Below are 12,028 nucleotides of genomic sequence, written 5' to 3' on the forward strand. Positions count from 1 at the left end.
GCATTGACGTAATAGTGCCATCATCTTAGTATTCATCCCGCTCAGTGAGCACGAGTGGAGCGGTAGTTCAGTTGGTTAGAATACCTGCCTGTCACGCAGGGGGTCGCGGGTTCGAGCCCCGTCCGTTCCGCCACTTATATGAAGGCCCTGAATCAGAAATGGTTCAGGGTTTTTTCATTTCTTGCCCTGTAGAAAAAGGGCTGTAGAAAAAAAATATGGCCACCCAGAACTCGATGGCCGTTTTTTTAGAAGTCCCAGTCTTCATCTTCAGTATTGACGGCTTTACCGATCACATAAGATGAACCTGAGCCAGAGAAGAAGTCGTGGTTCTCATCCGCGTTTGGTGATAGCGCCGAGAGAATAGCGGGATTCACATCCGTCATGCTGGCGGGGAACAGCGCTTCATAACCCAGATTCATCAGCGCTTTGTTTGCGTTGTAGTGGAGGAATTTCTTCACGTCTTCCGTCCAACCGACGCCGTCATAGAGTTCCTGCGTATACAACACCTCGTTGTCATACAAATCCTGTAGCAGATCGTAGGCGAAATTTTTCACCTGCTGCTGATGAGCGGAATCGACCTTCGCTAAGCCGCGCTGGAATTTGTAGCCAATATAGTAGCCGTGTACCGCTTCGTCGCGGATGATAAGCCGGATCAAATCCGCCGTGTTGGTCAGCTTGGCACGGCTTGACCAGTACATCGGCAGGTAGAACCCCGAATAGAACAGGAACGACTCCAGAAACACGCTGGCGACTTTCTTCATCAGCGGATCGTCACTGCGGTAGTGCGACAGGATAATGTCGGACTTCTTCTGTAGCGCCGTATTCTCTTCGCTCCAGCGATACGCATCATCAACTTCGCTGGTTAGACACAGCGTCGAGAAAATAGAGCTGTATGAGCGGGCATGCACTGCTTCCATAAAGCTGATGTTAGACAGCACGGCTTCTTCATGTGGCGTCACCGCATCGGGCATGAGCGTTGGCGCGCCCAGCGTATTTTGGATGGTATCCAACAGCGTTAGGCCAGTGAACACGCGGATCGTCAACTGACGCTCGCGGGCATTCAGCGTACTCCACGACGGAATATCGTTAGAAAGCGGCACTTTTTCAGGCAGCCAGAAGTTAGACGTCAGCCGATTCCAGACTTCCAAATCTTTGTCGTCTTCAATTTTGTTCCAGTTAATCGCCTGGACGCGAGTGAGTGCGGTCATGCTTCGATTTCCTTCCGCGATGGCTTAGAGCGCACAGGACACACAGCCCTGAACTTCGGTGCCTTCCAGCGCCATCTGCCGTATGCGAATGTAATAAATAGTCTTAATGCCTTTGGTCCAGGCGTAGATCTGCGCTTTATTGATGTCGCGCGTGGTAGCGGTATCGCGGAAAAATAGCGTCAGCGACAGCCCCTGATCGACGTGCTGCGTCGCGGCGGCATAGGTGTCGATAATCTTCTGCGGCCCGATTTCATAGGCATCCTGGTAATACTCCAGATTGTCATTGTTCATATAAGGGGCAGGGTAGTAGACGCGACCAATCTTGCCCTCTTTACGAATTTCGATACGTGACACAATCGGGTGGATGCTGGACGTCGAGTGGTTGATATACGAAATCGAACCGGTCGGCGGAACCGCCTGCAAGTTCTGGTTATAAATGCCGTGCGCCATCACGGATTCGCGCAGCGCCGCCCAATCTTGCTGAGTAGGGATGTGGATGCCAGCCTGTTCAAACAGCTCACGTGCGCGTGTTGTTGTGGGTTCCCAGATTTGCTCGATGTACTTATCAAAATACTCACCCGTGGCGTATTTTGAGAGTTCAAAGCCTGAGAAGCGCTGGTTCCGCTCTATCGCTAAGGCATTCGATGCCCGAATGGCGTGGAAAGCGACGGTGTAGAAATAGATATTGGTGAAATCGACGGCTTCTTCTGTACCGTAAAAAATACGCTCTTTCGCCAGATAGCCGTGCAGGTTCATCTGGCCTAAACCAATCGCATGCGATTGGTCGTTGCCTTTTTCGATGGATGGCACGGAGCTGATGTGGCTCATATCGGAAACGGCGGTCAGCGCGCGGATCGCCATTTCAACCGTCTGGCCGAAATCGGGCGAGGCCATTGCGTTGGCGATATTCATCGAACCGAGGTTACAGGAGATGTCTTTACCAATGTGGCTGTAGCCAAGATCGTCGTCGTACAGGCTGGCCTCGTTGACCTGCAAAATCTCAGAGCACAGGTTACTCATGTTGACGCGGCCGTGAATCGGGTTCGCGCGATTCACGGTATCCTCAAACATCATGTAGGGATAACCGGACTCGAACTGGATCTCAGCGAGGATCTGGAAGAATTCGCGCGCCTTAATTTGGGATTTACGGATGCGCTTGTCGTTGACCATCTCATGGTACTTTTCGGTGACGCTAATTTCTGACAGCGGCACGCCATACACCTGCTCGACATCATAGGGCGAGAACAGGTACATCACCTGATTATTCTTCGCCAACTGGAACGTGATATCGGGAATGACCACACCTAAAGACAGCGTCTTGATGCGGATTTTTTCATCGGCATTTTCCCGCTTGGTATCCAGAAAACGCAGAATATCGGGGTGGTGCGCATTGAGGTACACCGCTCCCGCACCCTGACGCGCTCCAAGCTGGTTGGCGTAGGAGAACGCATCTTCCAGCATTTTCATGATCGGAATGATGCCGGACGACTGGTTTTCGATACGTTTGATCGGCGCACCGGTTTCGCGGATGTTGCTGAGCATGAAGGCTACGCCGCCGCCGCGTTTTGAGAGCTGAAGCGCGGAGTTAATCGCGCGACCAATCGATTCCATATTGTCTTCAATGCGCAGCAGGAAGCAGGAGACCAGCTCGCCGCGCTGCTTTTTACCGCAATTGAGGAACGTGGGGGTGGCAGGCTGGAAGCGCCCACTGATGATCTCGTCGACCAGCGCGCTAGCGAGTGCAGTATCCCCTTTGGCGAGGGTCAGTGCCACGAGGCAGACGCGATCTTCGTAGCGCTCCAGATAGCGTTTGCCGTCAAAGGTTTTCAGCGTATAGCCGGTGTAGTATTTGAACGCACCCAGAAAGGTTTGAAAGCGGAATTTGTGAGCGTAAGCCTGCTGGAAGAGGCTTTTGATGAAATCGAACTGATATTGATCCAGCACGTCCGCTTCGTAGTAGCCTTCTTCAACCAGATAACGCAGCTTTTCTTCCAGATTGTGGAAGAACACGGTGTTCTGGTTCACATGCTGTAGGAAATAACGACGTGCCGCGAGCTTATCCATCTCGAACTGGATATTCCCCTCTGCGTCGTAGAGGTTAAGCATCGCGTTCAGCGCATGGTAGTCGAGTGTATGGTAATCGAGCGAGTGGGCATCTGCGTCGGCCTTGGTTGCCTTTGCACTCACGTGGTCTGTTGTTGCCAAAATTTAGTTACTCCCTTACGCACGTTTGCAACGTCTTCTGCCGTGCCGAGCAATTCAAAGCGGTACAGGTAAGGCACCTGACATTTCTGCGCAATGATGTCGCCAGCGATGCAGTACGCTGCACCGAAATTGGTATTGCCTGCGGCAATCACGCCGCGCAGATAAGCGCGATTATGCGGATCGTTGAGAAAGATGATGACCTGACGCGGCACAGCCCCTTTCGTGCTGCCCCCGCCGTAGCTGGGGACAACCAGAATATAGGGGCGATCAACTTTCAATGCAGGCTGTTCTGTCGCTATCGGGATTCTCAGGGCTGGCAAGCCAACTCGGGAAATGAAGCGATGCGTGTTTTCCGACTGGCTGGAGAAATAGACCAGCGGGTTCATATTGCCCCCTTACTGCAATTGTAGGGCGGCGTTCAGAGTACTGATCTTATCTGGGCGGAAGCCGCTCCAATGATCGTCGGCCGTCATCACAACGGGGACCTGCTGATAGCCCAACGCTCTTACCTGCTGTAACGCCTGTTCATCTTCAGTTAAGTCCACCAGTTGATAGTGAATTCCTTGCTTGTCCAGCGCACGGCATGTGGCGTTGCATTGAACACAATCTGGCTTGGTGAAAATAGTAATACGCATGATTCGTATTTACCCTTTGGCGTGAAAGAAGTCTGTCGGAACGGCTATCTTCAGGGTAGGTGCACCCGAACCGATCCACTGTGTAGCGACCCGTTACGCGAGCGCCACACAAAGAATACTAAATGTAGGTGTTTTTAATTTCAACCACACAAGATATATGATTTTTAGTTAACCTTATACCCATTGGCGCAAACCCAGATGCAGCAAGGCTGGGAGAGAATGCAAGTAAAAAATGCAGAAAGAAATAAATGTGACGCGCATCATTTTTGACGAAATAGTGTGCGACGTAATGAAAGATATATGAACGCGCTACACCTCAACCCTCCTCAGGCGCTGTACCTTATACATTAATACAGGGAGTCATCATGGGCTTTGTCCTTATCCGGCGTAAAAATTATGCAGCGGTGAACATGAACACCGAGTGAGCGGAATGGATGCCGCGAAAGCCAGTGCCGCGTCTGGAACGCGTCACTGGCGGCTCGAAGGGGGCATGAACACCGATGGCACCGCGTAGCGGCATAATTTAGCCGGAAGCCTGGGTTCGCAGGGCGGCGGCGACTGAGCGCCCTGCGTCGGGCGCGTGCTACGGGGTAGCATGAAAATGACGGCATCATCGCGCACGAAACCGTCTCTTAGTCGGCATAAAAAATGTGACTAAGAGACAACCCTGTGAAGGGATATGTATTGATTACAGAACTGGCAGGTTTCTGCCGTAATAGATTTCCTGCATTTCGTGATACAGCAGATCGGTAATTCTTTTCCGTTCAGCAGCACTGAGCTCTTCTGGACTGACGTTGAACAGGTAGTGTTTTAGGTCGAAATCTTTCAATAGCATCTTGGTATGGAAGATATTTTCCTGATACACGTTCACGTCCATCATGTGATAGAGCGCTTTCATGTCCTCTGACATGAAGTTCTGAACCGAATTGATCTGGTGATCGATGAAATGCTTTATGCCGTTGACATCACGGGTAAATCCCCGCACGCGATAGTCGATGGTCACAATATCGGATTCAAGCTGGTGGATGAGGTAGTTCAGCGCTTTCAGCGGCGAAATGACGCCACAAGTAGAGACTTCGATATCTGCGCGGAAGGTACAAAGCCCGCCTTCTGGGTGGCTTTCTGGGTAGGTATGAACACAGATGTGGCTTTTATCCAGATGTGCAACAACGGAATGGGGCAGCGGCCCAGGATGTTCTGAGGTATCAACATCCCGTGGATCGATGGGTTCTTCGCTGACCAGAATGGTCACGCTGGCACCTTGTGGATCGTAATCCTGACGCGCGATGTTAAGGATGTTGGCACCGATAATTGAGCAGGTTTCAGTGAGGATTTCTGTTAAACGGTTAGCGTTATATTGCTCGTCAATATAGGCGATATAACCATCGCGATCGTCGGCTGTTTTGGTGTAACAGATATCGTAGATACAAAAACTCAGGCTTTTCGTCAGGTTGTTAAATCCGTGTAGTTTCAGCTTGTGCAATTTACGTCACCCCCTTGTCGTGGTGTGGTTACCCTAAGTGATGGGCTATTGCGCATTTTGTAACGCGCTCAGCAGATACTGCGGCAGGGCAAAGCTGCCGATGTGAACATCAGGCGTGTAATAGCGACAGGCGATAGCGGATTGCGCAAAACGTTGGCGCAGCATGGTGGCATCTATCTGACGCAGCGCCGGGTTATTGCTGGCCCAGGCAAACGTCATAATGCCGCCGTAGTAAGTCGGGATCGCAGCCTGATAAAAACTGACATCGTTGAAATAGTGGCTGAGTTTTTTATGGCTGCCGACGGCTTCGTCCTGTTGTAGGAAGCACACGCCATTCTGAGCGACGAAAATCCCGCCTTCGTTCAGGCAACGGGCGCAGCCCTGATAGAAATCGGAGGTGAACAGGCTTTCACCGGGGCCGATGGGGTCGGTGCAATCGGAAATGATGACGTCAAATTTTTCGCTGCACTGTCTGACGAAGTTAACGCCGTCATCAATCACCAGATTAAAACGCGGGTCGTCATAGCTACCGGCGCTGTGATTAGGCAGATACTGACGACAAAACGCCACTACGCCCGCATCGATTTCCACCATCGTGATCTGCTCGACGCCGCAGTGTCGGCTGACTTCCCGCAGCATGCCGCCATCACCGCCACCGATAATCAGGACGCGTTTAGCATTGCCGTGTGATAGAAGAGGAACGTGGGTGAGCATTTCGTGATAGATGAATTCATCGCGCTCGGTGGTTTGCACCACGCCGTCAAGCGCCATCACGCGACCTAATGCGTCGTTTTCAAAGATGATGAGATCTTGATGAGTGGTCTTCTCGTGATACAGCACGCGATCAACCGAAAAGTACTGACCAAAGTTGGCATGTAGGGTTTCATACCACATTTCTTTCTGGGACATGTTAGGGCTTCCTCCGCGATAACAGCCATGAAAATTGGCGCGCCATCATAGCCGACTCTTTTACCGCTTGCACGGTCAAATTTCAGTCAGCGCGGAGGTGGGGGGAACTACTGTGCGTAGGAGAGCAAGCCGAGAGAATTACGTGCCAGAGACTGACATTTCTTTGGTGTCGGGATAGCGATTTTACTCAGATCGCGATAGCTGTCTTCACCCATCGCCGTCATGTCATACGCGCTGTAATTGCTGAGATCCCAGCGGTTTTGCTGAGCAAAAGCGACCAGCGTCCGACGAATCTGTTCATTCGGCAGATCTTGATAACCACAGTGGTTTTTCAGATAAACAAAGATCGCGGTCAGATCGGCCAGATCTTCCGCTTCAAATTCATTCAGCGCCTTGCTGGCGGAAGAGAAGCTCATCAGGCTTAGCAGGAGCAGAGCCAGCGCAGAGTTTTTCATGGTTGAACCTGTTCCAAATGTTGTCAGATGACGTTATCACAGATATCCCATGAGGTTCCAAGTTTTCTTACGGGAAACATCTGATTGCGATAAAAAATGGTAGTTAAAAAGGTGGGAAAGAAAAAATTTAATTTATTGAAATAGTTGGTTTTTATTTTATTTACGGTCGGTAATGGAAATTACCTCGGGTTAATCGCAGGATTAAAGCCCATTTATCGCTGTTTGATACGATGACGCCACCGTCAGCCTCTGTTATTAATAACAGCGATCTCATCTAATACAGTTTTTATTCTATGATCTCCGGTGTCTGGCGCGTCAGTAGTTGGTTGTTGGCGGGACTGTTGCTGCTTCCTTTAGCAACGGTTTTTTATCAGGCTTTTTTTGCCGATGGGATGGGATTTACCCAACTGTGGCAAATTGGGTTACCCACCTACCTGATACATTCAGCGGTCATCGTGGTTGGCACACTGTTCTTCAGCCTACTGTTTGGATTGCCTTCCGCCTGGTTTATCGCTATGTACCGTTTTCCCGGTCATCGCGTACTGCAATGGGCGCTTTGCCTGCCGCTCGCGATGCCCGCGTTCCTGCTCGCCTACCTTTATACTGATGTGTTACGGCATCTGTCCCAGTTGTTGCAGGAAGGCGGGTGGCAGATAGCCCCACCGTGGGGAGAATTCCACGTGGCTGGGCTACCCGTTTCGCTGGGTGGCATAAGTCTGGTGCTGGCACTGGTGCTCTATCCCTATATTTACCTGTTAGTACGTGAAGCGTTGGTGAAACAACCCGCCAGCCTTATCCATTCGGCGCGTTTACTGAATCAGACGCGCACTCAGGTATTCCGCCGCTTATGTTTACCTATTGCATGGCCTGCGATTGCCTGCGGTAGTGCGCTAGTGGTGGTCGAAACGCTGGGCGATTATGGCGCGGCGTCTTATCTTGATACTCCAACCCTGACAACACAGGTGCTGGATATCTGGCAGCAGCAGGGCGATCTCGGTGCGGCGGCACGCCTTGGCGTGTTGATTTTGCCCGCGATATTTATCTTGATGTTTTTGGTTAATTTCTGGCGTCGCAAGCAGAGAATTTATCAAGCTCAAGCCAATCCTTCTCAGGTGGTTCCACCTGTGTTGAGTGGATGGCGCAGCAGGGTGGTACGTGGCTACTGCTGGGGAATCGTTTGTCTGTCGTTCCTGTTCCCGCTGTTGTATCTATTATTTCTGGCCCTACGACACATGCTGTCGGTATGGGATATGGCGTTCCTCCATGCAGTGATGAATAGCCTGTTGGCGTCGGCCATCGCGACAACTGTTATTACGCTGATGGCGTTGTCGTTTATCTTTTATACACGCACGGCCGGGGTATTTGCCAATCAGACGCCAGTTCGGCTCGTCAGCCTGAGTTTTGCCTTGCCCGGCGCGGTACTGGCCGTCGGACTGTTTACCTTGCTGTCGCTGGTGGACAGCGGAATTAATCTATTTGCCAACGTGGCGGGGTTACCTCCCGCGGAGGCTTTGCTAGCGGGATCGCTGTTTATTCTCATCCTCGCCTATAGCGTTAAATTTGGGCGTCTGATGCTGGACAGCCTTGAGCGCAGTATGGAAGATATTCCGCGTTCGCTGGACAGCGCGAGCCTTGTACTGGGGGCTTCCCCGCTCAGCCGCTGGTCACGTGTGCATATCCCTCTGCTGCGCCGCAGCCTGTTCATTGGGGCGTTGTTGATTTTTACGGAAAGTATGAAAGAGCTGAATGTGTCGCTGCTGCTGCGTCCTTTCGGGGTTGATACGTTGGCAACGTATATTTTCCGCTTTACGGCGAGTGAGCAAGTAGCGTCATTTGCCTTTCCTGCATTGGTGCTGGTGGCGGTGGGGCTAATCCCTGTTTTCTGGCTGAATCGCGCACTGAATATAAAAGGATAATGACATGGCTGCGTCGATAGATATTCTGAGCGTTCAGGCGGTAAGTTGTACGCTACAGCAGTCTCCCGTGTTGGAGAATATCTCCTTTGCCGTGCGCGATGATGAGACGATTTGCCTGCTGGGCAGGAATGGCTGCGGTAAAACGGCGCTATTACAGGTGATCGCAGGCCTGCTGCCGATTACTCAGGGCAAGGTTTTGCTGGAGGGTGAACCCGTCAGTTCGCCGCAAGCGTACGTCCTACCCGAGCTGCGTCAGGTTGGCCTGATTTTTCAGGACTACGCGCTCTTTCCGCATCTGACGGTGGAAGGCAATATTGCGTTTGGTTTATATGGCCGCCCGGACAGCGAGGTAAAGCCCATCTGTGCGGAGATGCTGACGCTCTTGCAACTGGATGATGTCGCCGCGCGCTATCCACACGAGCTATCCAATGAACAGCAGCAGCGTTTGGCGATTGCCCGGGCGCTAGCCTGTGAGCCGAAACTGCTGTTGCTGGATGAACCCTTCCCAGGGCTGGACAGCCAGACTCGCTACCGCTTGATCACCGAATTACGGCAGGTTCTCAAACAGCGCCATGTCGCGGCGGTTTTTGCCACGCACAGCCGGGAGGAGGCTTTTGCCTGCGCCGACCATCTGATTCTGCTGGATGAAGGGAAGATAATGCAGCAGGGCTATCCCTCCGAGCTGTACCATCGGCCGAATAGCCGCTTTGTCGCTGATTTTATGGGGAATACGAACTATTTGCCTGTGAAAATTATGAGCGACCATCAATGGCAAAGCCCATTGGGCGATCATCAGGCGACACATCCGCTCAATCAGCCGATGGATTCACAATGCGACTGGATGGTACGTCCGGCTGACGTGGCGTTGGCGCTCGATCCCGATGGCCCAGCGTCGATCGAAGATAGGCTATTTATGGGCACATCAAACTTGTATCGGGTGAAGATGGGAGAGCTGATGCTGCTGGTGCAGACCGGCAACTGGTTTGAGCCAGGACAGCAGGTGCGTTTAAGCATTAAGACGGATCCTCCGGTCTTGTATCCTGCTTTACCCGCCGCCAGCGGTCCGGCTGACGGCCCTGAAACGAAATGATTATGTCTCTGCGTGCAGGTCTGCTGCTGGCATGAGCCAGGTGCTATTGTGCTTTTCAAACCCTAACTTCGGGTAGTAATCCACCGCCAGCGGCGCGGCCAGCAAAATAATTTTGCAGCCTTTTTCAAGCTGTTGAGCGGTTTGTTGAATCAGCTTCTTACCTATTCCCGCATGCTGATAGTCCTCTGACACCGCGAGATCGGACAGATAACAGCAAAAATGAAAATCCGTCACGCTGCGCGCGATCCCAACCAACGTCTCCCCTTGCCACGCGGAAACCAGCAGGTTGGCGTGCTTAAGCATACCTGCAATTGCTGTTTCATCATCTAGCGGGCGGCGCGGCCCCAATGAAGTTTTCGCCAACAGCTCAATGAACTGCTGGCTGGAAAGCGGGGCATTCACTTTGTAGCAAACATCCACTGGTGGTGTACTCATGGTGTCTCCTTCATGGTGTGGTTTCTGATATACTTCGCGCGCTTGGGCATTGCCTAGGCTGATTCAAACGTCAGCATTGGCGCATCATCGATAATGAGTCTGTCATTTTGCCGATGGTGCTGAATACCTTACTTCAAAGAGTTATCAGTATGATGAAACATACCGTGGAAGTCATGATTTCTGAGCAGGAAGTGATGGCGCGGGTTACCGAACTGGGGCAACAGATTAGCGAACACTACCGTGATAGCGGCAGCGATATGGTATTGGTGGGGCTATTGCGCGGATCGTTTATCTTTATGGCCGATTTATGCCGAGCGATCGATGTCCCTCACGAAGTGGATTTCATGACGGCATCCAGCTATGGCAGCGGTATGAACAGTACGCGCGATGTTAAGATCCTGAAAGATCTGGATGAGGATATTCGCGGCAAAGACGTATTGATCGTTGAAGATATTATCGACTCGGGCAATACGCTGAGCAGGGTGCGGGAAATTCTGCAACTGCGTGAGCCGAAATCACTGGCTATCTGTACGCTGCTGGACAAACCAGATCGCCGTGAAGTGGCGGTGAAAGTCGAGTGGGTTGGGTTCTCGATCCCCGATGAATTCGTTGTGGGTTACGGCATCGACTATGCCCAGCACTATCGCCATTTACCTTACGTCGGCAAGGTTGTTCCACAGGAATAGCGTATCAGTAAGGCCGATGCCGTGAGCGACGCCCAGCGAGTGGGCGTCAGGCAACGAATCAAGACAGGGTAGAAATCGCGCGGCGATAACGCTGTTCCAGCGTCTCCCGATTGGTCGCGGTCACTTCCAGATCGCGCAGACGGCCATCCTGAATACCGTAAACCCAACCGTGGATCGTGACTTTCTGCCCACGCTTCCAGGCGGACTGCATGATGGTGGAGTGGCCGAGGTTGTAAACCTGCTCGACAACGTTGATTTCACAGAGCGTATTCAGCCGCTGTTCGGGAGGCAATTCCCCCAGCAGCGAACTATGCTTGTACCACAAATCACGGATATGCAGCAGCCAGTTGTTAATCAAACCCAATTCCGGGTTTTCCACCGCAGCCTGAACACCACCGCAGCCGTAGTGGCCGCAAATAATGATATGTTCGACTTCGAGAACTTCGACGGCATATTGCACGACAGACAGGCAATTGAGGTCGGTGTGAATAACCAGATTGGCGACGTTGCGGTGAACAAACAGTTCACCAGGCTCAAGGCTGGTCAGACTTTCCGCAGGTACGCGACTGTCCGAGCATCCAATCCATAGAAAACGGGGACGTTGTGCCTGCGCCAGACGTTCAAAATAGCCAGGATCCTCTTCCACCATCGTTTTAGACCAAAGCTGGTTATTGGCGATGAGCGTTTCAATTTCTTTCATGAAAGTAAATGACCTGTAACAAACAAGGGGCAGTGAGGAGTAATATAAGGCAACATGCGTCGTTTGAAAAACGATAGTTTATACTCGTCATACTTCAAGTTGCATGTGCGTTGGCTGCGTTCACTCACCCGAATCACTTACCTGAGTAAGCTCATCGGGATGAAATGAGAGACATCCTGTCTCTCACCGGAGGCCAGCCGTTGGCTGGTCAAATTCGTTCCCGACGAATTTGTCCTTCTCTTGCCGCCTTCCTGAAACTTGAATTATTTAGAGTATATATTTGTCACACTTTGAATCTGTAGAACT

12 protein-coding genes and 1 tRNA gene are annotated in these 12,028 nt (G+C 51.7%); 4 read left to right on the forward strand and 9 right to left on the reverse strand.

What is annotated here, in order from left to right:
- Positions 1–56 precede the first annotated feature (56 nt).
- Positions 57–133, forward strand: a tRNA-Asp gene (locus DMB82_RS05575).
- 112 nt (positions 134–245) lie between these two features.
- On the opposite strand, the gene nrdF is transcribed toward DMB82_RS05575, so the two are convergent.
- From nrdF to DMB82_RS05610, 7 genes are all read right to left on the reverse strand, one after another.
- Positions 246–1,208: a class 1b ribonucleoside-diphosphate reductase subunit beta gene (gene nrdF, locus DMB82_RS05580; protein ID WP_104213592.1), complete on the reverse strand. Its 963-nt coding sequence runs from the start codon at positions 1,206–1,208 to the stop codon at positions 246–248.
- 24 nt (positions 1,209–1,232) lie between these two features.
- Positions 1,233–3,314 (reverse strand): class 1b ribonucleoside-diphosphate reductase subunit alpha, encoded by a 2,082-nt coding sequence (gene nrdE, locus DMB82_RS05585; protein WP_240822408.1) that lies wholly within the window; start codon positions 3,312–3,314, stop codon positions 1,233–1,235.
- Positions 3,315–3,391: 77 nt separating this feature from the next.
- Entirely contained in the window at positions 3,392–3,799 is a 408-nt protein-coding gene (gene nrdI / locus DMB82_RS05590) for a class Ib ribonucleoside-diphosphate reductase assembly flavoprotein NrdI (protein WP_102118596.1), read from the reverse strand.
- Positions 3,800–3,808: 9 nt separating this feature from the next.
- Complete coding sequence (gene nrdH, locus DMB82_RS05595; RefSeq protein WP_039352306.1) at positions 3,809–4,048, reverse strand: glutaredoxin-like protein NrdH; 240 nt, start codon at positions 4,046–4,048, stop codon at positions 3,809–3,811.
- A gap of 688 nt (positions 4,049–4,736) precedes the next feature.
- Positions 4,737–5,531: an adenosylmethionine decarboxylase gene (gene speD, locus DMB82_RS05600; RefSeq protein ID WP_102118595.1), complete on the reverse strand. Its 795-nt coding sequence runs from the start codon at positions 5,529–5,531 to the stop codon at positions 4,737–4,739.
- A gap of 45 nt (positions 5,532–5,576) precedes the next feature.
- Positions 5,577–6,440 carry a polyamine aminopropyltransferase gene (speE, locus tag DMB82_RS05605; protein WP_102118594.1) on the reverse strand — a complete coding sequence of 288 codons (864 nt, stop codon included), beginning with the start codon at positions 6,438–6,440 and terminating at the stop codon, positions 5,577–5,579.
- Positions 6,441–6,547: 107 nt separating this feature from the next.
- On the reverse strand, positions 6,548–6,895 hold the full coding sequence (locus DMB82_RS05610; RefSeq protein WP_010280797.1) for a YacC family pilotin-like protein: 348 nt from the start codon (positions 6,893–6,895) through the stop codon (positions 6,548–6,550).
- 293 nt (positions 6,896–7,188) lie between these two features.
- On the opposite strand from DMB82_RS05610, the gene DMB82_RS05615 reads away from it, so the two are divergent.
- Positions 7,189–8,811 (forward strand): ABC transporter permease, encoded by a 1,623-nt coding sequence (locus DMB82_RS05615; protein WP_116163104.1) that lies wholly within the window; start codon positions 7,189–7,191, stop codon positions 8,809–8,811.
- A 4-nt stretch (positions 8,812–8,815) separates the two neighbouring features.
- On the forward strand, positions 8,816–9,901 hold the full coding sequence (locus tag DMB82_RS05620; RefSeq protein ID WP_102118592.1) for an ABC transporter ATP-binding protein: 1,086 nt from the start codon (positions 8,816–8,818) through the stop codon (positions 9,899–9,901).
- Here the strand turns inward: DMB82_RS05620 and DMB82_RS05625 are convergent, their stop codons facing one another.
- Positions 9,902–10,336, reverse strand: coding sequence for a GNAT family N-acetyltransferase (locus DMB82_RS05625; RefSeq protein WP_116163102.1), 435 nt, complete (start codon positions 10,334–10,336; stop codon positions 9,902–9,904).
- Between the two features lie 152 nt (positions 10,337–10,488).
- Here DMB82_RS05625 and hpt point away from each other — a divergent pair, with 152 nt between their 5' ends.
- Positions 10,489–11,022 carry a hypoxanthine phosphoribosyltransferase gene (gene hpt, locus DMB82_RS05630; protein ID WP_208644324.1) on the forward strand — a complete coding sequence of 178 codons (534 nt, stop codon included), beginning with the start codon at positions 10,489–10,491 and terminating at the stop codon, positions 11,020–11,022.
- 58 nt (positions 11,023–11,080) lie between these two features.
- Here the strand turns inward: hpt and can are convergent, their stop codons facing one another.
- Positions 11,081–11,722 (reverse strand): carbonate dehydratase, encoded by a 642-nt coding sequence (gene can / locus DMB82_RS05635; RefSeq protein ID WP_005969011.1) that lies wholly within the window; start codon positions 11,720–11,722, stop codon positions 11,081–11,083.
- Between the last annotated feature and the right edge of the window lie 306 nt (positions 11,723–12,028).

The sequence above is a fragment of the Pectobacterium aquaticum genome, from assembly GCF_003382565.3.
GTDB classification, from domain to species: Bacteria; Pseudomonadota; Gammaproteobacteria; order Enterobacterales; family Enterobacteriaceae; genus Pectobacterium; species Pectobacterium aquaticum.